Origin of the sequence: Aeoliella sp., from assembly GCF_965227375.1 — a bacterium.
In the GTDB taxonomy this organism is placed as follows: domain Bacteria; phylum Planctomycetota; class Planctomycetia; order Pirellulales; family Lacipirellulaceae; genus Aeoliella.
The window spans coordinates 552,700-579,023 of record NZ_CBDDFX010000002.1; the positions used below are offsets into that span (position 1 = coordinate 552,700).

At 62.4% G+C, this 26,324-nt stretch carries 20 protein-coding genes; 12 read left to right on the forward strand and 8 right to left on the reverse strand.

The genetic code is table 11. The features are described from left to right. Positions 1 to 5: 5 nt before the first annotated feature. Both ACQK2L_RS15325 and ACQK2L_RS15330 read left to right on the forward strand, forming a co-directional pair. Entirely contained in the window at positions 6 to 3,743 is a 3,738-nt protein-coding gene (locus ACQK2L_RS15325) for a secretin N-terminal domain-containing protein (protein WP_425401098.1), read from the forward strand. A 55-nt stretch (positions 3,744 to 3,798) separates the two neighbouring features. Beyond that, complete coding sequence (locus ACQK2L_RS15330) at positions 3,799 to 4,785, forward strand: hypothetical protein (RefSeq protein WP_425397899.1); 987 nt, start codon at positions 3,799 to 3,801, stop codon at positions 4,783 to 4,785. On the opposite strand, the gene ACQK2L_RS15335 is transcribed toward ACQK2L_RS15330, so the two are convergent. Beyond that, positions 4,724 to 5,473, reverse strand: a complete 750-nt coding sequence (locus ACQK2L_RS15335) for a BON domain-containing protein (RefSeq protein ID WP_425397900.1) — start codon at positions 5,471 to 5,473, stop codon at positions 4,724 to 4,726. The two genes, ACQK2L_RS15330 and ACQK2L_RS15335, sit on opposite strands and share 62 nt — an antisense overlap. 143 nt (positions 5,474 to 5,616) lie before the next feature. On the opposite strand from ACQK2L_RS15335, the gene ACQK2L_RS15340 reads away from it, so the two are divergent. Together ACQK2L_RS15340 and ACQK2L_RS15345 are read left to right on the forward strand one after the other, a co-directional pair. After that, positions 5,617 to 7,461 carry a hypothetical protein gene (locus ACQK2L_RS15340; protein WP_425397901.1) on the forward strand — a complete coding sequence of 615 codons (1,845 nt, stop codon included), beginning with the start codon at positions 5,617 to 5,619 and terminating at the stop codon, positions 7,459 to 7,461. Between the two features lie 507 nt (positions 7,462 to 7,968). Then, a complete protein-coding gene (locus ACQK2L_RS15345; RefSeq protein ID WP_425397902.1) occupies positions 7,969 to 9,486 on the forward strand; it encodes a calcium-binding protein in 1,518 nt (505 codons plus the stop codon). A 399-nt stretch (positions 9,487 to 9,885) separates the two neighbouring features. On the opposite strand, the gene ACQK2L_RS15350 is transcribed toward ACQK2L_RS15345, so the two are convergent. Further along, on the reverse strand, positions 9,886 to 10,083 hold the full coding sequence (locus ACQK2L_RS15350; protein WP_425397903.1) for a hypothetical protein: 198 nt from the start codon (positions 10,081 to 10,083) through the stop codon (positions 9,886 to 9,888). Positions 10,084 to 10,278: 195 nt separating this feature from the next. Between ACQK2L_RS15350 and ACQK2L_RS15355 the strand changes: the two genes are divergently transcribed. Both ACQK2L_RS15355 and ACQK2L_RS15360 read left to right on the forward strand, forming a co-directional pair. After that, positions 10,279 to 10,692 (forward strand): BlaI/MecI/CopY family transcriptional regulator, encoded by a 414-nt coding sequence (locus ACQK2L_RS15355; protein ID WP_425397904.1) that lies wholly within the window; start codon positions 10,279 to 10,281, stop codon positions 10,690 to 10,692. After that, positions 10,689 to 13,808 (forward strand): M56 family metallopeptidase, encoded by a 3,120-nt coding sequence (locus tag ACQK2L_RS15360; RefSeq protein ID WP_425397905.1) that lies wholly within the window; start codon positions 10,689 to 10,691, stop codon positions 13,806 to 13,808. The genes ACQK2L_RS15355 and ACQK2L_RS15360 overlap by 4 nt, the downstream gene beginning before the upstream one ends. A gap of 93 nt (positions 13,809 to 13,901) precedes the next feature. Here ACQK2L_RS15360 and ACQK2L_RS15365 read toward each other — a convergent pair whose 3' ends face one another. Continuing rightward, the gene (locus ACQK2L_RS15365) at positions 13,902 to 14,135 is read right to left on the reverse strand and encodes a hypothetical protein (protein ID WP_425397906.1); all 234 of its coding nucleotides are present in this window, start codon (positions 14,133 to 14,135) and stop codon (positions 13,902 to 13,904) included. A 107-nt stretch (positions 14,136 to 14,242) separates the two neighbouring features. Then, the gene (locus tag ACQK2L_RS15370; protein ID WP_425397907.1) at positions 14,243 to 14,959 is read right to left on the reverse strand and encodes a hypothetical protein; all 717 of its coding nucleotides are present in this window, start codon (positions 14,957 to 14,959) and stop codon (positions 14,243 to 14,245) included. A 651-nt stretch (positions 14,960 to 15,610) separates the two neighbouring features. Between ACQK2L_RS15370 and hisC the strand changes: the two genes are divergently transcribed. After that, entirely contained in the window at positions 15,611 to 16,654 is a 1,044-nt protein-coding gene (gene hisC, locus ACQK2L_RS15375; protein WP_425397908.1) for a histidinol-phosphate transaminase, read from the forward strand. A 220-nt stretch (positions 16,655 to 16,874) separates the two neighbouring features. Next, positions 16,875 to 18,107 (forward strand): hypothetical protein, encoded by a 1,233-nt coding sequence (locus ACQK2L_RS15380; RefSeq protein WP_425397909.1) that lies wholly within the window; start codon positions 16,875 to 16,877, stop codon positions 18,105 to 18,107. Between the two features lie 6 nt (positions 18,108 to 18,113). On the opposite strand, the gene ACQK2L_RS15385 is transcribed toward ACQK2L_RS15380, so the two are convergent. Continuing rightward, positions 18,114 to 18,671, reverse strand: a complete 558-nt coding sequence (locus ACQK2L_RS15385; protein ID WP_425397910.1) for a YqgE/AlgH family protein — start codon at positions 18,669 to 18,671, stop codon at positions 18,114 to 18,116. A gap of 39 nt (positions 18,672 to 18,710) precedes the next feature. Further along, entirely contained in the window at positions 18,711 to 20,258 is a 1,548-nt protein-coding gene (trpE, locus tag ACQK2L_RS15390) for an anthranilate synthase component I (protein ID WP_425397911.1), read from the reverse strand. Positions 20,259 to 20,512: 254 nt separating this feature from the next. On the opposite strand from trpE, the gene ACQK2L_RS15395 reads away from it, so the two are divergent. From ACQK2L_RS15395 to ACQK2L_RS15410, 4 genes are all read left to right on the forward strand, one after another. Continuing rightward, on the forward strand, positions 20,513 to 21,058 hold the full coding sequence (locus ACQK2L_RS15395) for a UvrB/UvrC motif-containing protein (protein WP_425397912.1): 546 nt from the start codon (positions 20,513 to 20,515) through the stop codon (positions 21,056 to 21,058). Between the two features lie 69 nt (positions 21,059 to 21,127). Beyond that, positions 21,128 to 22,219: a protein arginine kinase gene (locus ACQK2L_RS15400; protein WP_425397913.1), complete on the forward strand. Its 1,092-nt coding sequence runs from the start codon at positions 21,128 to 21,130 to the stop codon at positions 22,217 to 22,219. A gap of 186 nt (positions 22,220 to 22,405) precedes the next feature. Continuing rightward, the gene (locus ACQK2L_RS15405; RefSeq protein WP_425397914.1) at positions 22,406 to 22,999 is read left to right on the forward strand and encodes a hypothetical protein; all 594 of its coding nucleotides are present in this window, start codon (positions 22,406 to 22,408) and stop codon (positions 22,997 to 22,999) included. 171 nt (positions 23,000 to 23,170) lie between these two features. Continuing rightward, positions 23,171 to 25,543, forward strand: coding sequence for a penicillin acylase family protein (locus ACQK2L_RS15410; protein ID WP_425397915.1), 2,373 nt, complete (start codon positions 23,171 to 23,173; stop codon positions 25,541 to 25,543). Position 25,544: 1 nt separating this feature from the next. On the opposite strand, the gene ACQK2L_RS15415 is transcribed toward ACQK2L_RS15410, so the two are convergent. Together ACQK2L_RS15415 and ACQK2L_RS15420 are read right to left on the reverse strand one after the other, a co-directional pair. Then, positions 25,545 to 25,727 (reverse strand): CPXCG motif-containing cysteine-rich protein, encoded by a 183-nt coding sequence (locus ACQK2L_RS15415; RefSeq protein ID WP_425397916.1) that lies wholly within the window; start codon positions 25,725 to 25,727, stop codon positions 25,545 to 25,547. Positions 25,728 to 25,872: 145 nt separating this feature from the next. After that, complete coding sequence (locus tag ACQK2L_RS15420) at positions 25,873 to 26,313, reverse strand: endonuclease domain-containing protein (RefSeq protein ID WP_425397917.1); 441 nt, start codon at positions 26,311 to 26,313, stop codon at positions 25,873 to 25,875. Between the last annotated feature and the right edge of the window lie 11 nt (positions 26,314 to 26,324).

Below are 26,324 nucleotides of genomic sequence, written 5' to 3' on the forward strand. Positions count from 1 at the left end.
CTTCAATGCTTGTGGCACTGGCTGTCTGCTGCACTGCAGTAGCACAGCAGGCAGGATTAAAGCAACAGGCATTCTCGGTCTCGCACATCGACCTGGAAACCGCCGCTACCGAAGCGCGCAAGCTGCTGGCTAGCGACACCAGGAGCGTTGTGTTTGCCGATCAAGCGTCCAATCGACTTTTGGTGCAGGCTACCGATCAGCAGTTGGCCGCCATCGGAGGATTGCTCGCACGCATCGATCAACCCATTGCCGCTCCAGTTGCCGGCGGCGAAAGCGGCTACTTGAGGGCGTACCCGGTGCCGCAACAGCGTCGCGCCGATGCGGCCAACTGGGCCAAGCAGTTCCAGGCACCCGAGGGATCGCGCATCGCCTTCGACGATCGCACGGGGCAACTGCTGGTGATGGGGCCCGACAGCCTGCATCAGTTCGTCGCGGCGCAACTGGCAGGCACCACCAATCAACAACCAGCTCCGGCGCCGGCGGCTAGCAACTTGCCAAGCGGCGCAGGCGTCTTGCCTGCCTCCGCCACTGCGACACCAGGCATCGGCCCATCGGCACGCCTGCAACTCGGCGGCATGGCTGGCGATGCATTGCATCAGCGGCTCGAGCAATTGCTCCGCCGCCCGCTTCCCTCGACCACCACCGCGGGCGGCCAGCGGCTAGTGTTCCGTGTCGATATGGTGCCGGGCGCGAGTGTGATGATCGACGCCGATCGCACCAGCGGAGACGTACAAATGACAGGTCCCGCCGATCAGGTGCGTGCATGGAGTAGTGTGCTCAAAGCGATGGACACCCCTAGTACGCCTGCCAGCGTCACTCACGTGGTGAACACGCAAACCAAGTCGAACGCCAAGGTCCGCCAAGCGCTCGATATCGTGCGTAACCACTCCGGCGGCGGAGAGGCCACCCCCCGCACTCGCGCGGAAATGGCGAGCATGCTTTTCCAGCCGCAAGAAGAGCCGGCCGCCACTGGCGAAGAAGATCAGACCACCGCCGCGGTGCCCTTCTCTGCGGGCGCCCAGACGACCATCTCGCCCGACGAAGTCGAAGGCGCGCTACTGGGCCCTGTGCAGATCCAGTTCATTGAGGGATCGGACATGATCATCCTCAAAGGTAACAAGCGCGACGTCGAACGGGTGATGGCCATCATCAATCGCATTGAGCAGGTAACCAAAGAGACAGAGCCCGAGATCAAAGTCTATCCACTGCAACACGTGGAAAGTACCGCGATGGCCGCGCTATTGGAGCGTGTCTACTCGCAGGTGCTCGATGCTCGAACCGGCACCGTGAGCATCACTCCGCTGGGCAAGCCGAACTCGCTGCTGCTGGTGGGACGTCCTGAAAACGTGACCACGGCCATCGAACTGATCAAGCAACTCGACCTGCCGGTGGAACCGACGAATCGGTTCGAGGTGTTCCCACTCAAGTACGCAGTGGCGGGCGACGTGAAGCAGATGATCGACGCCTACCTGGACGACCGGGAAGACGCCGATGAGGACAACCTCGGACTCCTCCGCCCCAAGGCCACCGTGGTGGCCGACTTCCGCACCAACTCGCTATTCGTCAGCGCTGGGCCGCGGGACATTGCCGAAATCGCCACCCTGGTGCGAAAGATGGATGTCGATCGCGGCACGGCTGTCGACGAGGTACGGGTGTTCCGACTGAAGAATACGCTCTCGACCGAGCTGGCCGAAGTGCTTCGGCAAGCAGTGCTGGCTCGTGAAGAAGGCGCCAACCAGGAAGGCGGCGCCGCGATCTCGGCAAGGGTCTCCGCACTCAAGTTCGTGACCATCGATCCCCAGAACCAGCGGCGGCTGGAGTCGGGTGTGCTGGCGAACATTCGCATTGCGGCCGACTCGCAGGCCAACTCGCTGGTGGTCACCGCTCCCAGTGAGAGCATGGACCTGATCGCCGCGCTGATCGAACAACTCGACGCGGTGCCCAACGCCGAGGCGGAAATCAAGGTGTTCACCATCGTCAACGGCGACGCCCTGGCGCTTACCGAGATGTTGCGGGAACTGTTTGGCGACACCGAAGATGGCGGAGTGGCAGGACTGGCCGCTGGCGAAAACTCGCTGGTGCGATTGCAGTTCTCCGTTGATGAGCGAACCAACAGCATCATCGCTGCGGGCACGCGAGCCGACCTGGCTGTGGTGTACGCCATTCTGCTGCAACTCGACGCCAGCGACTCGCGTCAACGCCGTACTGAAGTGTACCGCTTGAAGAACTCGCCGGCCGAGGACGTGGCGCTTGCCCTGAACGAGTGGCTGCGAACCGAACGCGAAGCGGAGGCCGCTGCCGAATTGGCGATCAGCCCGTTCGAGCAAATCGAGCGCGAAGTGGTGATTGTGCCGGAACTGGTGAGCAACAGCCTGATCGTGAGTGCGACGCCGCGGTACTTTGAAGAGATTGCCGCCCTGGTGGACCAGTTGGACGAACGCCCGGCGATGGTGATGATCCAGGTGCTAATCGCCGAAGTGCGACTGAACGATACCGACGAGTTCGGCGTCGAACTGGGTCTGCAGGACTCGCTGCTGTTCGACCGCTCGGCCATCGACGACTTCCAGACCATTAACACCACCACTTCGACGCAGTCGGCGGGTGGGGCTACGGTGACGACTGAGCAGCAGACCATCGTCAACTCGACGTTGACGCCGGGCTTCAACTTCAACAATCAGGCGTTGGGCAACAACGGCAGCACCGCCGCGCTTGCCAACGCTGGCAACGTGGCGGCGCAAGGCCTGTCGAACTTCGCCTTGAACCGAATCAATCCCGAACTGGGCTTCGGCGGCTTCGTCTTCTCCGCCAGCAGCAACAGCGTTAGCACACTGCTGCGAGCCTTGCAGGAAAGCCGCCGTTTAGAGGTATTGAGCCGTCCGCAAGTCACCGCACTCGACAATCAGCAGGCGATCATTCAGGTCGGCCAGCGTGTGCCGCGGGTGCAAAGCACAAATATCACGACATTCGGCCAGCAGAACTCGGTGACCTACGAACCAGTGGGTATCATCCTGCAGGTTCGGCCCCGCGTGAGCCCCGACGGCATGGTGGTGATGGAGATCCAGGCCGAGAAGTCGAAGGTTGGCTCCGAAGCCGAAGGCATCCCGATCTTCACCGGTGTGGACGGCAGCGTGGTTCGCGCACCGCGCATCGATCAGATCACCGCCTACTCGACCGTGGCAGCAGCCTCGGGCCAGACGATTGTGCTCAGCGGTTTGTTGGAGAAGGAAACGTTCGACGTCCACCGCCGTGTGCCGATTCTCTCGGAGGTTCCGCTGGTCGGCGACCTGTTCCGCTACGACGCGGTATCCGAGAAACGGAGCGAACTGCTGATCATCCTTACGCCGCGAGTGATTCGCAGCGAACAAGATGCGGAAATGATCAAGCAGGTCGAGTCGTCGCGTATGAGCTGGGTGCTGTGCGACGTGGTGAGCATGAACGGCCCCAGCGGTCTGCGTAGCCGATGCGACGACTGGACCGACGCCGACTCGCAGACTTGCTACCCGACGGAAGTGCCTGCCGAAGGCGAGCTGCAATTCCAGCCCACGCCGGCAGCCGAGGGACAGTACATCCCGCGTTACGAGAGTGCACCGACGGATTCGTACGAAGTGATCCAACCCGAACAACAGCCTCAGCAACTGCAGCCAATGCAGCCATCCAGCGGACCAGTACGACAGCCCGAGGCCAACCAGGCCAGTTACGAGCAACCTGCCGTTCGCATGCTGCCGCCGGTGGCTCCCCAGTAGCTGCCCCGAGCTGCATTCCCTTCTCACGCCCTTTGTTTCAGACTTGTTAGCTGCCATGAACCGATACTCTCAATCGTTGTCTGCCCTACTCGTCGGCGGCTTGGTGTTGGCTAGCGTCGGGTGTCAATCGATGGGGAAGAAGGTGACCGACATGAATCCTCTGCCCAAACTGATGGGTGGAGAAGAAGATCCAATCGGGATGCCGGAACGGGTGGTAGCCACGTGGGCCGAGGCCGTGCTGCATCGCGATGGACAAGGCACACGGGGCTTCGGTGGACGGTTGTTCTTCTACGATCGCCATTCGGCCAAACCCATTCGCGTGGAGGGCCAACTGGTGGTGTACGCGTTCGTCGAGGACGGCCGCATGGCCACCGACCATCGCCCGACCAAGCGTTATGTCTTCCCGCCGCAGCAATTCGCGAAGTATGAGAGCGAATCGGAAATCGGCGCATCGTACAGTGTGTGGCTACCATGGGACGCCGTTGGCGGACCGCAGTCGGAAGTGAGCTTGATCGCCCGCTTCGAGCCCCTCCAGGGGGGCGGGCTCGTTGTGAGCGATCAAGCTCGCCAACGGCTGCCAGGACCACCACGACCCGATACCATGCTGGCGGAGCATCAGAACAAGACCGAAGTGCAGCAGGCTTCGTACTACACCAACGAGCCAGCTACGAAGGTCACCACCGAGCCGGTGGAAGAAAAGCAGACGATGACCACCACCACCATTTCGCTGCCCGGCCGATTTATGAATCGCACGCCAGCGGCCACGGTGCCCAGCGGGCCGACGTCGAAGGTTGCTCCGGCCAACAAGATACCTGCGGTCACTCCCGCAGCGTCGGCGACCAGTGGAGGCTATCCCGCTACGACGACGAATACCACCACCAACGTGACGGTGACCAACACGCCCAACCCGACGACGGGTGTGACCGCGTCGTCGATGGCCGACTTGCAGCCGACACCGGCAGGCACGACCGTGCAGCTGCTTAGTCCTGGCGAGTCGGTGCGTCGATCTCTTCAGCCACGGTCATTTGGTTCATCACAGTAGCCACGCCCGGCTGCTGGGCGACGAGTTGCGCGATCAGCAGTCGCTCGAAGTCGTCGGCAGCGACCCCTTTGATCACGACGTTGCCGTTGTCGACCGTGAAGTCGAAGTCCGACACTTCGCGCTCCGAGAGCACTTTGGCCAGACGATTGGAAAGCTCGGTCGCCATGGGACTGGTGGCCGCGTCCGGCACGTCGAAGGCCACCTTCAATTGCACGCGGACCTGCTGTTGGGCGGTATCGCCTGAATTGGCGTCGCGACCACGGTTGTTGCCGGCCCCACCGCGCTGACCGGCGTTGGCATTCTGCTGGCCTTGGCGGGTCATGCTCTCGAACATTGAAGCCACATCGGCGCTATCGCGACCAATGAACGCGCCTGCGCCCTGCTGGGCTCCAAAGCCCTGGAAGTTGCCAAAGCCGCCCTGGCCAATTCCACCTTGGCCCAGTCCGCCCTGACCGAATCCGCCCTGGCCCAGACCTCCGGCGCCAAAACCACCCGTGCCGCCGATGCCGCCGGCGGAGCCGATCCCGGTGTTGCTGCCGAACGTGGCATTGCCAAAACCTAACCCGCTGGTCAAACCCGAACCGGTTGGCTGCCGACCGCCGCCAACGCCCTGAGCCCAGGCGCTGTCACAGGCCAACATTCCCAGCACTCCGGCGAATAGCGCCAAGGTCTTGATTCGCTGGGTCATCACAAACTCCCAAAACGGTAGAAACTTCCACCCCACAGTTGGGGTAGGATAAACGGCCGGCCAGCGCAGGCATTATAACGTATGCATCGACCACCGGGCCAACGGCTATCGCACTGCAATCCATCAATGGGAACCACTCCATCATGAAACCCCGCCAAATTTTGCCGGTTTTCCTTATTGCCGCAATTCTCCTACCCACCAGCCTCTGTTGGGGCCAGGAGGAAGTGGAGCGACCCTCGGCCATGCGGCTGTTTCCCTACGAAACGCTAGCATTCGCCCGCGTGGCCCACGGGCGTGAGCTTTACGAGCGGTTCCGCTCCACCGGCTTCGGCCGCTTGCTGGACGACCCCGAAGTGGCCCCGTTTATCCAGGACACCTGGGCCTTCGCCGGCCGGCAATTCGACGACAACGCGGCCGAAGACGCCGGGTTCATCTGGGAGGATCTCTCGCACGTGCCCAAGGGCGAGATCGCCATCGGCGTGATCGATCGCGGCAACGCCAACATGGGCGTGCTGCTGTTGGCCGACTTCGATGGACACCAGGAGGACGTCGACTTCTTCCTGCAGTTGCTCGAGGATCGCTGGGAACGCGAAGCGATGACCGTGGAGAAGACGGACCTCGACGGCGAGACACTCACCGTAGTGCGTCGCGGCGACGACCGCTCGTCGACGTTCGGCTATGTAGTGAAACAGACCTGCATGGTCGGCAGCAACGACGAAACGCTGCTCCGTCATGTGTTCGATCGCTGGGCGGGGCGCACCCCGCAGGTCGAACCGGTGGAAGATGCTGATGATGAAGACGCAGCAGAGACCAGTGAACCCTCCGGAACGAAGACGCTGGCCGACAACCACAACTTCCAGACCATCTTCCGCGAGTGCAGCACGCAACTGGAGGAGCCGCCGCAGATTCTGTTCTACGTCGACCCCATCACCACGCTGCGGCGAGCGTTTCGCGGAAACTTTGGCGCAGGCGTAGTGCTTGCCACGTTCCCTGCGTTGGGACTCGACGGCGTCCTGGGCGTCGGCGGCACCGCCACGTTTGCCACCGAAGAGTGGGACTCGCTGATGCACTTGCACGTGCTGCTCGACAATCCCCGCTCGGGCGTGCTGACGTTGCTGCGGTTTGAAAAGGGCGACATCACGCCACCTGACTACGTGCCGGCCAACGCTTACGGCTACTCCACCACGCACGTCGACGCGCCGGGCATCTACGAGCGGTTGGTCCAACTGGTCGACCAGTTCCGCTACGACGGGGCGTTCGAGGAGTCCATCGAAAACAACATCTCCGAGGAGCTTGGCATCGACTTCCGCGAAGTGCTGATCAACAACCTCGCCGGGCAGGCGACGCTGGTCACCGGCTACGACGAGCCTGCTCGCCCGCTGGGCGAGCAACGCGCGTTGTGCGCCACGCTGGTCGATCCGGAACTCGCGATCAAGGCACTGGAGACGATTGCCGAAGACAAGGACGCCCTGGAAGAGCGGGAGTTCGGCGGTGTGACCTACTATCTGTTCACGCCCCGCTTCGCCCGCGATCGCGCCGAAGAAGATCGCATCTTCACGCCCTGCTACGCGGTGCTCGACGATACGCTGATCGCCACCACGTCGATGTCGCTGCTGCATCAACTGATTGAAGCCCAGCAGGGCACGCGGCCGCGACTGGCCGACTCGATCGAGTTCAAGGTGATTCAGAGCCGCGTGGAGCGGCTCACACGTGGCCGCCAGTTGGCGATGTTCTACTACGAGAATGCCGCCGAGGCGATTCGGCATTGGTACGAAGTCTCCCAATCCGACGACACCCGCGACCGGTTGTCCTCCTGGGCGGAGAACTCCGACGCGGCCGGCGGGTTCCTCGACGTGCTGGAGCAGAACGAACTGCCTCCGTTTGAGGTGCTCCAGAAGTACCTCGCTCCCACGGGTGGCTATCTGCTCGACACCGACACGGGCTTGCACTTCATGGCCTTCGACTTCCGCCAGGCGGCCGAGGAATAGGCCGACTCAGTTTGAGACAGCGCGGCGCTGGCGGCACATCCCGTTGAGCGAATCTGCAACACTGGTGGACCATTCCACCACACGCCCTGCAAGCATCACCTTGGCAGGCGGTCTCTATCTGCGAATTCCGACACGCCGCGTCCCGATCGGAGAAACTCGGACGATTGCGCTTGCACGGCTGCGGCGGGTTACTAGGATGCGCTATTAGAGCTGCCGCATTGGCGGTTAGCTTGCGGCGCCCACATGGAGGTACCGCCGAAGTGTCTCGGGCCACGTCAGGGGTCAGGCCCGCCTAAGGAGCATCATCGCAACGACCTGAGCCGGCAAAGCTTTTCACCTCCGCCGGCCAACCTGCCACGAAACCTTGTCTCGCATCGGCGCTCAACGTGCGCGCCGGCCGAGACGCGGTCACGGCTAGCGGTGCGCTCCAGCAGCGTCACTCAGTGAGTGAAGTTGGACCGAGACACGACTGCTTAGGGGCACACCTACGAATCGGAGAAACTCATCATGTCTCGAAAATCCCGCCGCCGCGCTCGCTTGCAGCACCGCCGTGGTCAACGCAGGTTCGAAGGACTCGAGCCGCGCACCCTGCTGGCCGCCGACCTGATGGCCATGCCCAACCTGGCCACCGACGTCGCCCCGCCCGAAGGCGTGTTACTGGTTCAAGGCACCGACGATGCAGACGTGATCCGCGTGTTCGTCACCGGCGAGCGACTCAACGTCTCGGTGAATGGCGAACTCACGCAACACGACAACAGTGCGATCGACTACATCCACATCGTCGCCAAAGGCGGTGATGACCGCGTGTCGATCGCCGACAACGTCTTTCAAAACACCTGGACCTATGCCGGCCGCGGTAACGACTCGGTCCGCAGCGGGTCGGGCAACGATTACATCGATGGCGGAGCCGGCAATGATCGCCTGGGCGGCGGCTTCGGTAACGACTTGATCGTCGGTGGCGACGGCAACGACTCGATCGCCGGGCAGTACGGCAACGACGCCCTGCTGGGCGGCGCTGGCAACGACTACGTTTCCGGCGGTTGGGGCGACGACGCCATGGCCGGTGGCGACGGCGACGACTACGTCAGCGGCGGACACGGCAACGACTGGATGTTCGGCGACGCCACGAACGAAGTGCCGGCCAACTACACCGGGCTGGTCGACTACGCCGTCGAGTACGGCAACACTGGCCGCGGTAACGACATGATGGATGCCGGCGATGGTAACGACATCGTGATCGCCGGCAACGGCAACGACCAGGTCTACGGCGGCGCCGGCAGCGACCTGATTCTCGCCGGGCGCGGCAACGACGCGGTCCGCGCTGGCGACGGCCGCGACTGGGTGTACGCCGGTTGGGGTGCCGACAAAGTGGACGGCGGCGCCCATAGCGATGTGCTCGTTGGCGACCCCCGCGACGAAACGCCCGGCGCGACCGATGGTCCCGAAGTAGTCGCCACGATCGACGGTTTGGAGATGGAGCACGCGGCCAAGCTGATCGACGGCGTCGACCGTGTGCCCGAAGCGGCCATCGACGCCGCCCTGACCACGAATGCGTCGGTCGCTGATTCCAGGCGGTTCAACGACGTGCTCTACGGAGGCGACGGCAGCGACATCCTGCTCGGCATGCTGGGCGACGATCACCTCGACGGCGGCGACGGTAACGACTCGCTCGCTGGCGGAAGTGGTGACGACAAGATCGAAGGCGGCGTCGGCAACGATTTCATGGTCGGCATGGCGGGTAACGACCACCTGCTGGGCGGCCGTGGCAACGATCGCATGTACGGCGGTCGCGGCAACGACTTCATGCAGGGCGGCGCTGGTAACGACGCCATGTACGGCGGCGTGGGCGTCGACATCCTGCTCGGCGAAGCCGGCGACGACTACCTGAACGGTGGCGACGACACCGACATTCTGGTCGGCGGCGCAGGCAGCGACAAGATCGACGCAGCCGACGGCTTCTTCGACTACATCATCGCCGACGAAGACGACGGTATCGAAAAAGACCCCTTCGACCTGGTGCTGTAGAAGTAAATCGCGCTGTCAGGGGATCGCAACAATCAGCGTTGCGAAGGGGCAAGCCAACGGAGGACCCGGCGGCTTGCCCCTGTTTTTTGTTGCCTATTACATGCAAAACCGTGACCAATTTTTTGCTGGAACATAGCCCCGCCGTTTACGGCGGGGTGGTCTGCGCATGACCGACAGGCGGTCGAGGAGAAAATCGTCTACTAGCCGGAGCACGACCGAGACCACAATCTGGCCGAGCAATGCCAACGTGGCGAACCGCGGCACGATGGCGGTCTCGGTCATGCTCCGGTGGATGGATAACTATCTTCTCGACCGCTGGAGAGTTCGTCACGGTGCAACCCGGCGTAAACGCCGGGCCTAATTGGCACACGTGGCAAACATGAGCGATCGGCCGTCGACTTAATGCCGATCGACGTCCGGTTTTTCGTTGCCGTCGCTGTCGTAGCGATTGAAGGCGAAGTACACGAACACGCCTGGCAGCACCGGAACGAACACCAGATAGTAGGGTGTCACCAGGATGCCGAGCACTACCACGATGGCCACAAACACCAGCCACACCCACCAGGTGTCGCGCCAAAGTCCAATCAGGGGGCCCATCTTGCTCTCGTCGCTCCGAAACGGTCGGTAAAAGTCGATCGGTTCATTCTACCTTGCTGACGGGTGGTTGTAGGAGTGGGGCACGCCGCGTCGGCCACGACGAATTGCGGAAACCTGACGGATTTCGTCTTGCATATTATTACAAATGCAATAAAACGTTTATGACACACGAAATAAACGTTGGAGACTGGCGAGATGCCCAATCGGGAAATCCATGTGACTGCAGGCGAAATGCAGTTTCTCACCATGCTGTGGGACGCGGGGCCGCTCACATTGGGGCAGTCGCACGAGCAGATCGCCAGCTACGGCCGCGAGATTGCCTATCCTACCGTGCAGACGCACTTAAACCGGATGGTCGAGAAAGGCCTGGTCCACCGCTCCGACCAGCGGCCGGCGGTTTACTCGGCCGCGGTCACGCGCGATCGGGTGACGCGCGGACGACTGCAGGAACTGCTCGCATCGCTGACCGGCGGACAGGTGATTCCGCTGGTGGCCAAGCTGGTCGATCAGCATGAACTAAGCGACGAGCAGATCGACGAGCTCGAGCAGCTAATCCAGCAAGCCAAGGGCAAAGCGAAAGCTTCCAAAAAGAAGAGGGGCAAACAATGACACTGCTGCCTGATTGGTTGGCCGAAGCGGTGCTTCGTGCGACGTGCGTGGTGGGTGGAACCGCACTACTAGTGGCGATAGTGACCCGCGTGCTGCGATTGCGTTCGCCCAAGGTGGAGCAACTCGCGTGGAGCCTGGTACTCGCCCAAGGGTTGTTGCTAGCGCCGATCGCGATCGAGATGCCACACGGCTGGTGGCCGCAGAACCGCGCGCCGCAGCGCAGCAGCTCGGCGGTGATGCCCAACAATCGCACTGGGCGCGAGTGGGCGTTCCGTTCCGCCCCATCGACGCCGGTAGCCGACTCGCGCGCAACGGATTCACCGCGAGCTGCGTCCCGCGGTGCAAGCCGAATCTCACATCGGCAGACGCCTGGACCGACGTGGCAGACGATTTTTCTGCGTGTCTGGATGATTGGTCTGGTGGGCTTCGCAACGATGGGCTACTTGCGATATCGGGCGTTCGTGTGCGAGCTTGCTCGCTGCACGTGGCCGCGACCGGAGTGGGAGGCCCAGTGGCGAGAAGTGCTGGCTGCGGCGGGGTGCACGCAGCCAATTCTGCTGATCGTCTCGGCGCGGCTTGGCCCGGCGCTTTGCTGGACTCCCGCCGGCTATCGGTTGGTGGTGCCACGCGAACGTTGGCAAAGGCTCACCGCCGACCAGCGAAGAGCTGTGCTGCAACACGAACTGGCCCACTACCGCCGCGGCGACATTTGGCGTTCGCTCGTGGCGCGACTCGTGGCGCTGGTGCATTGGTTCAACCCGCTGGCGTGGCTGGCGGTCCGCCGGCTCGAAGCGCAGTTCGAGTTCGCCTGCGACCAATGGGCCGCCAGTGAGAGTTCCACGTCGCTTGGCGAAGCGCTGGTGGCGCTCGCGTCGCGCAACGTGCGGCAGCCGCTGTTGACCACAGCCGCCGGCAACCGCTCGGTGGTGCAGCGAGTGCGCCGTTTGCTTGGCGAGTCGCGCGGCAGTTCGCGTTTGCGAAACTCGCTGGCCCTGGCCATAGTTTTGTTGGTCGTGGCTGCGGTGTCGGTCAAGGTAAGCGTGGCCCGGCAGGCGGACGATGCCTCCGCGCCGGACAATGTCGCGGTTCGTTTGTCGGTCGATCAATTCCGTATCGCCGGGCATGTGGCCGACTTGGCGGTGTCGCCTGACGGCAAACAACTGGTGGCGATCGCTCCTAACCGCGTGACGCCTACGTGTTGGTTGATCGACGCCGAGACGCTCGAGCAGATCGAAGAGATTCGCCTGGCGGACGATGCCAAAGGCTGGATCAGTACGATTACGTTCTCGCCCGATAGCCAGGAATTGTTGTGGGGCGAACTGCACGGCTACGTCGCGGTGTGGAACCTGGCGGAGCGTCGTTTGGTGTTTCGCGAGCAGATCCACACAGGCGAGGTACACGACGTTGCCTACAGTTCGTCCGGCAAGCTGTTTGCCACGGCCGGCGCGGATGGTCTGGTGCAAGTTTACGAGCGGGCAAAGCCCGAGCCACCGTATCGAACCTTTGCCACGGGAGCCAACCTGCTCGCTGGCGGCGATGGGATGGAAGGATCGGGCGGCGCCGCATGCGTGACTTTTTCACCGGACGAGTCGATTGTATTTGCTGGTGCGTCATCGCATGGTGACATCTTCATGTGGCAGTTGGACAACGAGCGCCGGTTGCACTACATCCGCAAGGCGCACGATCCAGCGGGTAGCTACAATCCCGTGCTGATCAATTTGCGGGTCACGCCGGACGGAAAATCGCTGATGTCAGCCGGCCAAAAAACGGTGCCTAGGTCGGAAGCCAACGTCGTGTCTGGCTCCAGAAACGTCCCGCTGGCGGAGATTCGGTTCTGGGACATCGAGTCGGGCGCCGAGCAGCGGACGCTGAACGCCAAGGACTGGTGCAGTTTTGGGCATGCCGATCTTTCGCCCGACGGAACGAAAGTTGCACTCGCCGAGTTCTCGCGACTGCAAATTCTCGACGCGAAGACCGGCGAAACGCTGCAGTCCTTCATGCTGCCTGGCGAGTGGTGCGACTCGCCGCGGTTTTCGGCCGATGGTTCGCGGGTTTACATGCCGATCGACAACACGGTGGCGAGTTTCGACATCGAGACCGGCGCGAGGCTGCTTCACAGCGACGCCACTCCCATTGGTATGATCGACTCGTTTGCTTACTCGCCCAACGAAAAGCAGATCGCCACGGGACATGGCGACGGGTATGTTCGTTTATGGGACACAACCACCCGCTCGCCGGTGTGGCTGCAGTTGCTCGCCCCGGTGGTGAGTCGCGATGGCTGGAAAGCCCGACCGGCCTTCATCGGCTTCACGCCCGACGGAAAGCAAATGGTGGTAGCCGGCCGTCGGAACGATCCCGAAGAGTACCGCGAGGGCGTGGTGGTGGTGCTCGACGCGGAAACTGGCGGGCTGGTTCGCGAGATGATCCTCGACACCGACATTCGCGGCGCCGCCCTGTCGCCCGACGGCAAGACGGTGGTTGCATTCACCTCCAATGGCGGTCTGGGCGACACCCGACTCCATGCGATCGACGTGGAAAGCGGTGCGGAGCAGTACACCTATCCACCCGAAACAGGTGGGAAGCCCGGTTTGTGGTCGCTCGTGGCGATGGAATTCACTGCCGATGGCGATAAGCTGCTCGTGGCCGATGGCAATGGCGACACACTCGTGCTGGACGCTGCGACTGGCAAGCTTCAAAAGCAGTTTGTCGCCGACTGGCGCGACGAACCGACTGGCAAAGCGAAGCGCAAAGAGATCCAGGTCTGGGGAGCCGCATTTTCGGCGGATGGTTCGACGCTTGTGGCCAACTCGGCCGAGTCGGTCTACATCTGGGACGTCGAGTCCGGCAAACTCCAACGCACCATCCGCCACCCCCACGACCACGGCTGCCACTTGGCCGTGTCGCCCGACGCTAGCCGCTTCGCCACGGCCGACCGAAACTACGCAGGCGACCCCGGCACCGACAAGGTGCTGCTGTACGACACCCAGACTGGAGAGCAGATCGCCGAGTTCCTCCAGCCCGGCAGTCGCGCGTACGTACTCGAGTTTTCACCGGATGGAAGCCAATTGACCGCAGGGTTTACGGATGGCTCGGTGACGATTTGGGATTTGCCGTGAGCGCGGCGTTGTAGCCGGATTCGCTTGAATTCGGATGCCCTTCCTAAGTGCCGGAATTTTTGCGAATCCGGCTACGTGTGGAGCGTGCTACCGCTATTCGTCCGAGTCGATGACCGCGACCACTCGATTCGGCTTCGGAGGCTCGCGAAGCTTCACACGCACACGCAGCGATAGTGGCAACGCTCCGCACATATCAAACCTGCCTCGAGCGCTAAACCACCTGATGGGGACGATGGCGTGCACTCGCTCACCTGTCTCGGTCTCCACTTCCACGTTACGGAACTCAGAGGCAACGATTCGACCCTGGATGTGAGTAGCGGTGGACATGGTTGGTAGTATAGCAGTGTCGCGGTAGCCGGATTCGCAAGAATTCGGATGCCCTTCCCATGCGCCCGAATTCTTGCGAATCCGGCTACGGTTGAAGAAGGCTCCCCTCAAGCTCGGACTAGAGCATTCAGCCCGAACGACCCAATCGTCGACATTAACAGCACCAGCACCAGGTAGGCGATGGTGCGGCGCGGTCCCAGGCGGATTAGCCAGATGCCGATGGCTAGTTCAACGGCCGTGAGCAACACGGACAGCCACGTCACCTCGTGCAGGTTGTGTCCCCATAGGCTGCTGAGGAGGGCAGCGGGGAGAAAGGCGGGCAAGCCAGCGGCCATCCAGAGGATTGCTGGAAATAGGCTCTCCAGTTCATCGTGGAACACGATCCACACGTAGGGGCCGATCATGCACGCCAGGAGCGCCGCCGTGGGCCAGCGATGGCGGCTAGATCGAATCGAGAACCAGATGGCATAGCCAAACACCATCGCGCAGAGCAGACCGCTCACCACCATCGGAAACCGAGTGGCCACTGCGACGCCAATGGCTATCCCCGCGGTGACGAGCAATAGAGTCCGACTGGTGAACCGCGGTCGGGGTAGTTTGTCGGTGGTTGCACCCGCGGCAATCGGTAGCCACGGCAGGACGATCCAGATAAGGATGGCGCCAACGAGCAGCCCTATCGCGGTTTGCGCGACCAACGGCGAAGCGCGGCTTTGATCCGAGCCGGTCCAGTCGTAGAAGCCGGGGATGAACCAGCCGATAACGAAGCTGATGGCGATCAGCGACGGATAGACTGGAAAGATCGGAATCGAGACTCGGTCTGCCACCGTGCCGCTCCCGCCTGGGCTGTTGAGACTGGCCACCGGGATTCCATGCTACACGATGGTCGGCGCCAAAACGATGCGGAACGATGAACCCGCCGCTCCACGCTTCGGTCCGAATTCTCGCGAATCCGGCTACGGGCGCGCGTCCGTGGAGTTTGCTTTTCTCCCGTTTCTTCGTGGGTGCTGGTAGGAATTTTACACGGGGCGTGGGAGAATACGGGGTTGGAACTTTGGGAGTGGAGCCAGCTGTTGAGATGCGGTCGCTTCATGCACTCGTGGTTTCAACGACCGGCGCTGGTTCGGCGGAGCGAACGGCGACCAGCGGAGTTTTGTCCCTACTGAAACATGCGGGGAACAACGCGAGGCGTTTTGTCGCACCCCCCGACAGGTTTGATCGAGAAAACAAGGGTTTATTCGACTTGAGTGGGACCGAAACGTTGGGGGTTTTGGGCCAATGGATCGTGGGTTGGGACAAAACCCCCGGTTTTGGGCCCATGGATCGTGGGACAAAACGGACCAACAATGCCGCCTGTGTAGTCGCCTTGTGAAAGTGGGGGGGATGAAGTTAACTAGCACAGGTACCGCGTGGCCGCGGAATTGGAGCCGCTACGGCCACCGGCGGCCATCGTACTAACTACTTTGAGACAACCAACCATGTATCGCGAAGCGATTCAGCAGATGACCGGATACCAGCCGGGTGAGCAGCCGCGGCGGGAGAAGGTGATCAAGCTCAACACGAACGAAAATGCCTATCCGCCGTCGCCAAAGGTGGTGGCGGCCATCCAGCAGGCAGCGACCGGCAGTTTGCAGAAGTATCCCGACCCGGTCGCATCCGCGTATCGCGAGCGAGCGGCCGAGGTGCTGCGGGCCGACCTGCCAGAGATCACGCCCGACTGGATCCTGTGCGGCAACGGCAGCGACGACATCCTGACGATCCTCACCCGCACGTTCGTGGGCGAGGGCGACGTGTTGCGTTATCCCAACCCGAGTTACGTGCTGTACAAGACGCTCGCCGAGATTCAGGGTGCGAGCGTCGACGTGGTGGACTTCGCGAGCGATTGGACGATGGGCGAGGAGTTCGCCGCGCCGGTCGATCGGCTGCGGCTGGCGTACTTGGCGAACCCCAACAGTCCCAGCGGCACGATGCTGCCGGCGGAGCGTGTGTCCGGACTGGCGGCCAACATCCCCTGCCCTCTGGTGGTGGACGAAGCGTACGGCGACTTCGCCGATTCGAACTGCCTGGGCCTGGTCGCGAACAACGAGCGGGTGATCGTAACGCGGACGCTAAGCAAGTCGTACGCACTTGCAGGCATCCGGTTTGGGTTTGCGATCGCGCAGCCGCAGGTCATCGAGCAACTGGCGAAGGTCAAGGACTCGTACAACTGCGACATGCTGGCAATCGCGGCCGCCACGGCAGCGATCGACGATCAGGATTGGCTGGCGGAGAACCGCGCGAAGGTGCTCGCCACACGCAGCAGAATGACGACCGCGCTGCGCGAAAAGGGATTCACGGTCACCGAGTCGCAAGCCAACTTCGTGTGGTGCACTGATAGCAATCGCGACCTGAAACAGTTGTACGAATCGCTGAAACAGATGGGCGTGCTGGTTCGCTACATGCCCTATCCCGGTTGGCCGGAAGGCATTCGCGTGACCGTGGGCACCGACGCGCAAGTGGATGCATTGTTGGCTTTGTTGTAAGGCGTTGCGCGCGGGCAATCACTGCTAGCACTCGCCTAGTCGTTTGTGGAAACTTTGTCGTTTCTAACGATGGTGCTGTCCGACCAGCGGGCTGATAGCCGATTCCTCTTACGTAAACGGTGCAACTCGACGTGCGCGAATTGCGTGCGCGGTGGCATCGCGGTAAGGCGTCAGGGATCAACGTTGACCGACGCCTACCTGCCAAGGGGGGAGAACTGCAATGCTTCGGTGGAATACGTTCCAGGGAATTTTGGTGATCGCGCTAGTCGCGTGTTGGAGCAATCCTGCGCGCGCCCAGGTAACACCGCTCGAGACACCAAGTGATTCGTACTACGCCGAATCGATCCAACCGAGCTACGCGGGTCAATCCGGTGGCGGCTCGAACGCCTATCCCGACGGCGACTATCAGGCGCAACTAAACGCCGCCGGTGGTGCATGCGGTTGCGACGTGTGGGGCTGCGGCGGATCGCCGTTTCGCACGGGTCCCGGCTGCGGCGACGATTGGATGGTCGGCCCGCGGTGGCGGATCTCGCTCGACGGAGTGACCATGTCGCGCGAAAGCACAAACCTCGAAGCACTGGCGGCATCGATGGGCACGACCCTGGCCGCAGTGGATCAATACGAGAACTTCGACCACGGCGTCGGCGCGCGGCTCATGGCCGGCGCTTACTGGCCGCAGAACAAGAACTTCGAACTGGTGATGGGTTACGTGGGCGTCGAAGAGTGGAACGCCAACATCGTGCTACCCGTGGTGACGCTGCCGCCGGTGGTGATCCCACCGATCAGCGTGGAAGTCGACGAGCGCCGCACACTCAATTACAACTCGAGCCTGCACGCGTTGGAAATCAACTTCCAGGCACTCAACCAGATTAGCTGGAAGCCATACGCGGGTGTGCGGTACTTCTCGTTCGACGAATCGGTCGAGGATCGCACGAACCAATACGAGACGATGCCGCTGTTGGTTACCGAAACCTCCATCACTCGCTCGTACCTGACCGCCACCAAGGTGCAGAACAACCTGATTGGTTTTCAGCTTGGTATGCGTCGCGACCAATGGCGCATTGCACCCAAGCTGTACATCGAAGGATTCTCCAACGCAGGCATCTACTGCAACCTGATCAACCGATCGGATGTGGATCAAGCGACGCTCACCACCACCACGGTGCTGGAAGACGACCCTGGTACCATGGACGTCGACGAGACTGGTCAAGTGCAGGTCATTCGACAGTCGACCGGCAACCGGGTGAAGACCGAACGGACTGAGATGGCGCTGGCCGTGGAGACTTCGCTGGCGCTGGTGTGGAAGATGAACAACTGCTGTGCACTGCGCGGCGGTTACCAGGTGCTGTTCATCGACGGCGTGGAACTGGCCGACAACGCCTTCCTGGGAAGCGAAAGCTCCGACAGCCTGCTGTTCCACGGCTGCTTCGCGGGCTTCGAGTACCGCCGGTAGCGCGGCTCAGTTCATCGACGGGTCGGGCGGCAGCTCGTCGGGCGAGACACCCGGCAGCATGATGTTGATGGCGATTCGCTCCAGGACCTGGTTCCAGAGGTGGTCGAACTCGGTGTCGCCGAACACATCGTCGGTCACCGCCGGCGTCACGTGCCAACCGCCGGCCTCGAGTTCGTCTTCGAGCTGACCACCGCCCCAACCCGAGTGCCCGCTGTAGAGTCGTAACCGCGTGTCGGGCGTGTGGACGAGCTGCTGAATCACGTCGCGTTGCACCGACATGTACACGCCGGGAATGATTCGCTTCTCGCCCAGTTCCTCGATGGCGTGCAGCGCGACCAGCGGCCCCGGCACGGGACCACCGAGGTAGACGAACTCGTCGTTATCGACCAGGTCCTCGCCGAGCGACTCCCATACTTCGCACACCGTTTTGGGCGAAGGCCGATTGAGCACCACGCCGAGCGCGCCTTCCTCGGAGTGCTCGAGCATCAGCACCACCGTCCGCGCGAAGTTCGGATCGCGAAGCGTACGGGATGCAACGAGCAACTTACCAGCGATGAAGGCCACGAACGTTAACCGCCACGATTGAAGGAAGAAGACTACGTGTCACGACTTGCCCGCTGTGCGATCTTCGGTAATTTCGATGGCCTTGAGCAGGCCGCGGGCTTTGTTCAGGGTTTCCTGGTACTCGGTGGTCGGTACGCTGTCGGCCACGATGCCCGCGCCCGCCTGCACGTACGCTTTGCCATCGGCTACGACCAGCGTTCGCAGGGCGATGCAGGTATCCATGTTGCCGGCGAAGTCGATGTAGCCCACCGCGCCCGCGTACGGTCCCCGGCGATGAGGTTCCAGCTCGTCGATGATCTCCATCGCCCGCACCTTCGGCGCGCCGGACACGGTTCCGGCCGGCAAGCAGGCGGCCAAGGCGTCGAACGAGTCGCGATCGTCGGTCAACTGCCCCGTCACGTTCGAAGTTATGTGCATCACGTGGCTGTATCGTTCGATGACCATCACGTCGGAGATCTCCACCGAGCCGTACTTCGCTACGCGGCCGACGTCGTTGCGGCCCAGGTCGACCAGCATCACGTGCTCGGCGCACTCCTTGGGATCGGCCAGCAGTTCGTCGGCCAGCGCCTGATCCTCGGCATCGGTTGCACCGCGGGGGCGCGTGCCGGCCAGCGGGCGGACGGTCACCTTGCCATCGACCACGCGGACCATGATCTCCGGCGAGCTGCCTACCAGTGTCGAATTGCGCGTCCGCAGGAAGAACATGAACGGGCTGGGGTTCACCACACGCAGCGTGCGGTACACTTCGAACGGGTCGCTGGCGAGCGGCAACTCCAAACGCTGGCTCACCACCACCTGGAAGATGTCGCCTGCGCGGATGTACTCGACGCACTTGTCGACCGCCGCTTCGAACGACTCCTGCGTGAAGTTGGCCCGGTACTCGAGCGACACGTCGCCGCCAGTGGCGATATCGACCGGCGCCAAGTTGGTAGGCGGCACCGAGAGCTTCTCAACGAGCCGGTCCACTCGGCGGCAAGTTTCGTCGTAAGCAGCTTGCAGCTCCTCGCCCTTGGTATCGCTGACCTTCGCCAAGGCGATCACCATCACGGTTTTCGTCACGTTGTCGAAAACCACCATGTGGTCGAAGAACGCGAACGCCATGTCGGGCAGGTGGCGGTCGTCCTCCGGGGCATCGGGCAGGTGCTCCACGTAGCGAACCGTGTCGTAACCCGCGTACCCCACGGCCCCACCGACAAACGGTGGCAAGCCGGGCGCTTTGGCGACCCGCACGGCCGCAATCCGCTTGCGAAGTTCCTCCAGCGGGTTGTCGCACTCGAACGTCTCGCTAGCGGGCTCCTGCTGTCGATCGGACGCGCCAAGCTCCGCCGGGCGGCCCAATTGGGTGGCGGTCACGGTGGTGCCGGAGGCCTCCAGCAGCAGATACGGCTCGCTGGCCAGAAAACTGTACCGCCCAACCTTCTCGCCCCCGATCACGCTCTCGAACAAGCAAGCCGACTTGCCGTCGTCGATGGCGCGAAACCCGGTCACCGGCGTGAGCGAGTCGCTGATCAAACGGCGACATACAGGGACATAATCGGCCGAGGCCGACAACTGGGCGAATTCGTCGAACGCGGGAAAGTGAGGCATCGTAACCTTCAAGACATCGTGAACTGTCGAAGCGGGCGGCCCCCATCCGCGAGTTCGACCGTAACCCAGCGTAGACCAGTGGCTGCGGGGCTGCAAGCGTCGATGGCGGTAGCGCATGTCGTTGCACCACAAGGGGTTGGCACCAACGGTACTGCATGCTGTTCACCTTGACACTCAAGGGCCCACAGATAGAATCCGATACGAAGCTTCTCCATGCTGCCGAGCTCCCTCTTAGCTGCCCTACTCGATCTACCATGAAGTGCCAAAAGTGCGAAAAACAGGCGACCTTCCACATCACCGATCTGGTGGATGGCGAGCCGAACGAACTGCACCTTTGCGAAGACTGTGCGCAAGCGTTCCTTGCGCCGCCGAACGCATCGGACGCCGACGAGATGATGCCGGCCATGGCAGGACTGTTGGCCCAGCAACTTGCGGTGGGCGAAACGGCCGAGGAACTGGCGCGGCTCGACAAGCAAGTCTGTCCAGTATGCGGCATCAGTTTTCGGGAGTTCCGCAAGCAGGGTCGCCTCGGTTGCCCTTACGACTACACATGCTTCGCCGAGGAGCTTGAACCGCTCCTGCTGAACATCCACGACGAAACCCGGCACGTCGGCAAGGTGCCCAAGGGCTTTGGCGCGAACGCCGAGCAGCAGACGCAGTTGATTCGTCTGCGTCGTGAAATGAAAGAGGCCGTGACTCGCGAAGACTACGAGCAGGCGTCGAAGCTGCGCGACGAGATACGCGAAATCGAGGAAGCCCGCGAGCAACCTCCCGCCGAACCGCCGCCTGAAGATTCGTAGGCTGCCACTCGACTCGCTGATGTGCTCCCAGTTGCTTCCATTCACTCCGCCCGGCTCAGAACCACAAACATGCCGCTCAACTTCGAAGAACTTGCCGGTGGAAGCGGCGAATGGCTGAAGGGCTCGGGGCCCGAGTCGGACATCGTCATCTCCAGCCGCATTCGCCTGGCTCGCAACCTGGCCGAGTTCCCGTTCATCGCCCGCGCCACCGCGGCCGATCGCGCGGAGATCGAAAAGATCCTGCACGCGCGCATCGCTGCGTCGAACGACTCGCAGAAGTTCCCCGGCGAGTTGATGTACGTCGACGTGAGCCAGTTGGCGGAGATCGACCGCGCGTTCCTGGTCGAGCGACAACTCATCAGCCGCGAGCTCTCCGAGAGCGAAGGCGCACGGGCCGTGGCCATCGATTCGCTCGAGCAGTACAGCGTGATGATCAACGAGGAGGATCACCTCCGCATCCAAGTGATGCACAGCGGGCTCGACCTCGACGCGGCCTGGGAACAGATCAACACGCTCGACGACCTCGTCGAAGAGCAAGTTACTTACGCCTACAACGAAAAGCTCGGCTATCTGACCGCTTGCCCCACGAACGTCGGCACGGGCATTCGCGTGAGCGTCATGCTGCACCTGCCGGCCTTGGTGATCACTCGCCAGATCGACAAGGTGTTCCGCAGTCTGCAGAAGATCAACCTCGCGGTCCGCGGACTGTATGGCGAAGGCTCCCAGGCGATGGGCGACTTCTACCAGGTTTCAAACCAGATTACGCTGGGCTTGAGCGAACAGGAACTGATCAAGAAAGTGGCCGACGTCGTGCCGGTGCTGATCGACTACGAGCGCCAAGCCCGTGAGTTCCTGGTGCGCGAAAGCCAGGAGACGCTGCACGACCGCGTGAGCCGCGCCTACGGCATCCTTCGCAACGCCCAAACGATCAGCAGCGAGGAGACGTTGCACCTGTTGTCCAGCGTTCGGATGGGCGTGAACCTCGGCCTGATCGGCGACGTGGCCATTCCCACGGTCAACAAGCTGTTCGTCCACACCCAACCGGCCCACCTGCAGAAACTGGCCGGCATGGAACTCGATTCCTCGGATCGCAACATCGAACGAGCCACCTATCTCCGCCGGCATCTCGGCGACGACGGCGAGCGTGCCGAGCAGAACTAAGTGTTGGGAGACCAACACCTTACGCACACTCGCGTCGCGCGCTGTTAACTTGGGTAATCGCGGATTGCCGCGCCAAGGGGCCCTCGGACGGTTGCAGTGTCTCCACACTCGGGTACCATGCCCGGCTTGTGGCACCTGGGCATTCCAGGGGCAGAGATTCTCAAGTGGTAAGAGATGGAGGCAAACATGCTCAGCAAAATCACCCTCACCCATTGCGCAGTGCTGCTGCTTTTCAGCGGTGCAGCGTATGGCGTGAACGTCGAAGGAATCAAACTCGCCCCCGGCGAGCGATTGGTGGCCATCGACGGAGTTCCGGTCGATGCGGCCACCGCGGCCAAGGTAGAAACACGTACCAGCAGCGCCACGACTCACACGGTCAAAAAGGTCGACACGTCGGCCGACAAAGTCGCGACGGCCGAGAGCACCGAGGGCACCGCGACCAACATCGTGGGCAACCTGGTGCGTTCCAGCAAGTCGTTCAGCCACTCCGACGGCGCCACGGCGCTCGACAAGGCCAACACCGAACGGGCCAAGCAAGGTTTCGGCGCACTGGTGCCCGATCCCGCGCTTCAGCGGCTTGCGCTGCGCAAGGCGACCATCGCCGCGAAGCGTAGCTTCAAGAACCACATTGGTGGTTCGCTCGGCGGGGCGAAGTGCGAGGGCGTTGGCTTTACCAACGGCCGCTTCCTCACGTGCTGCCTCGACGAACGCGGAACCTATGGCGGCGCCGCCATGGTGAAAGGCCGCGACGGCTGGTACTGCTGCCTGCTGGTGCGATAGCACCTGACGAGCAAATTCATGAGCCCCGGGCCCCGCCATCGCGGCGGGGCCCTTTTTATGCGCGGAACTCAAGTGCAAATCATTGCGTTCGGCCCCCCGAGGGTATATCCTGCGCGCATGGCGATTTTGTTCGCACAGGTCGCGACTCCCTTTCTTGGCAGGATTTTCCTGATGACAACGTCTCTGCATCTTACCCGCCGTGTGGCGTTGTTGTTGATCGCACTGCTCCCAACCACCGCGGCGGTTGCCAAAGACGTCGAGATTCTTCGCGACCCATGGGGCGTGCCTCATGTGTTCGCTGAGACCGATGCTGGAGCGATGTACGGTCTCGGTTACGCGACGGCCGAAGATCGCGCATTCCAAATGACCTACTCGCTGCGGATCATTCAGGGCCGGCTCTCCGAAGTGGTGGGCGAAGTTCGCAAGCTCCGACGGAACGAGTCCTCCATCGACCACGATAAGAAGATGCGGACCTTCGGCTTCCATCGCGCCGCGCAGCGGACCGCCGAGAACCTCGACGCCGAAACAAAGCAGTTGCTCACCGCCTACAGCCGCGGCGTGAACGACTACTTTGCCGAGCACTCCGATAACCTCAATCCGATGTTTGCCGAGGTGGGACTCGAGCCCGAACCCTGGACGCCGGCCGATTGCCTCGCTTCGTGGTGGCACATCGGGCAGTTCTTCGCCACCGACGGCACGCGCGACCTGATGGCCAGCCGGGGAATGAACCGCCGCGCGCGGCAATTGATGATGCAAGTGCCCGACGACCTGCAGAAGATGCCGCCCGACGAAGCGCCCGCGGTGGTGCAGCGGTCCGACGTGTCGTACGAGTGGGTCGAGGCGGTCAATCGCTACGCCGAACAGCAAGGCATGACCGACGCCGGCGGCGAGGCTCCCGCGGGACCGAAGTTCAGCCACGCGTGGGTGGTGGGCGGCGACAAGACCACCACCGGTTCGAGCGTGCTGGTCAGCGACCCGCAGACGCCGGTCCGCAATCCGTCGCTGTTCTACGAGTGGCACGTCGTCGGAGAAACGTTCAACGCTCGCGGCATGGGCGTGCCGGGTAGTCCGATCATCCTCATCGGCTTTACCGACCGCGTCGCGTGGGGGATGACCGCGCTCGGTGCGGACCAGGCCGACTTGTTCCTGCTCGAAACCGACCAGGAGCATCCCGACGCCTACAAGTTCGACAACCAGTGGCGCGACATGCGCGTCTACAACGAGCGGATCGAAGTAAAAGACGCTCGGCCGGTCGAACTGGTGGTTCGCGAGACGCACCTCGGCCCGGTGGCCACCGAGTACTGCTTCGCTCAACCGCGCGACGGAGAGGTCGCGCTCAAGCGAATCCCCATCTGTGAAACCGACCGGGACACCATCCAAGGCGCGATCGCCATGATGCGCGCCAAGGATGCAGCGCAGTTCGACGACGCGCTGGCCGGTTGGCGATTCCCCAGCGCGAACGTGGTGTTTGGCGACCGCGCTGGCGACATCGGCTACCGAGCACTCGGCGCCATGCCTGCCCGCTCGGCCAGCGACCCGTCGCACGGCCGCCACGCCCGACCAGCCCGCACCACGGGCGACGACTGGCAGGAGATCATCCCGCACGAACTGCAACCGCACGTGATGAACCCCGCCGCCGGTTTCCTCTATAGCGGCAATCATCGCACTACTGGCTCCTGGTACACGATTCCCGTCGGCGCGATGACCGGCACCGGCGGCGACTCGCTTCGCTCCTGGCGGCTGCGAGAGCGACTCCAAGAGCACGAGCAGTTCACGCCCGGGCAGGTCAAAGCGATCCACTTCGAGAGCACTAACCCCGCGCGGCGCGACATCGTCGCGCTGGGACTGCACCTGGAGCAACAAGACGAAGACGCCCTGTCGCTCGAAGCGCAACTGGCGCTGGCGTTGCTCAAGCCGTGGTACGAGCAAGGCGCGTCGTCGTCGCTCAAAAAGGAAGGCTCGGCCGTGGCGCTCGAGCTCAACACGTTCTTCCGTTTCGTCAACACGCACCTCGCTCACGTTTACGGCGGCGGCGAGTCGGGCCTGGCTTACTTCCTCAAAACCACCACGCAGAAGATCGCCGACAACCCGGACTACCAACTCGGCGAACTGGAGCAACAATTCATCGACCAAGCGCTCGCCGCCGCGTGGGAAACGTGCCTTGAGCGCTACGGCGACGATCCCACCACGTGGCAGGACCAAGCCCGCGAGGCACTCACGCAGCAGCGACTGGGCTACTACGAGAGCCTCGACGGTTTCGGTACGCTCTCCCGCGAGCACGACTTGCCGATGCCGCCGCTCGACATCACCGACGGCGGTACCATCGCCTGCCAGACCGCCCAGTCGTACACGCAGTGGGTTCCGATGCACGATCCCGACTTGGCGGAGTCGATCCTGCCGATCGGCCAATCGGAACGCCCGGGCGAGGCGCGCCGCACCAGCACGCTCGACCTTTGGACCGAGCGCCGACTGCACCCTGCCCCGCTGTCGCGCGACAAGGTCGAAGCATTGGGCGTGACGAAGCAGACACTCGAGTTTGAGTAGCCTACTCCCGCTCCGCCCAACACCGCGGCTGGCCGTCTTCGTCCACCTCCACGTGGATCACATTCGGACAGCAACACACCGGGCAATCCTCCACGTACTCCTGCAACGCTCCTTGCGAAACGTCGACCGGAATGACAATCTCCTCGCCACAGGAGTCGCAAATGTAACTGGGGTCATCTTGCATGGGGTCGAAATGTCACCATCGGCGAGTCGGAAGCATGAGCGAGCGTACACTTTACCCTCCCGCTTGCGGGAGGGTCGCGGTCTCAGCCGCGGGGAGGGTTGCGAAGGGCAATGCTCAGCCTACAGATCAACTTGTCCAACCAAGCCTACTTATCCTTCTGTCTACTAGTCGTACGAGTACTCTCCATCCCCGCACCAGTTCCGCTACGAGGGCGAAACTCATACTCTACTCCGAGCGACTGCGCAATCGCTCGGGCGACTACCTCGGCATCCTGCTCAACCTCCTCGTCTGTGAACCGAAGTACCGTCCAGCCGCATTGCTGCAGATAGCTCTGACGATCTAAGTCGGATTCGACAACCTCATCGTGGTACCCGCCGTCGACCTCAACGACGAGGTGCTGGCTCACACACGCGAAGTCTGCATAGAACGGGCCAATGGGGTGCTGTCTGCGAAACTTCAATCCGCACACTTGCTTTCCCCGCAACAGGCTCCACAGAATTCCTTCTGATTTTGTCTGTTTTGATCGAAGTTCACGTGCGCGATTGGTGTGATTGTCCATTCGCTTTGATCCTGTCGTGTTACGCATTCACTAAAGGC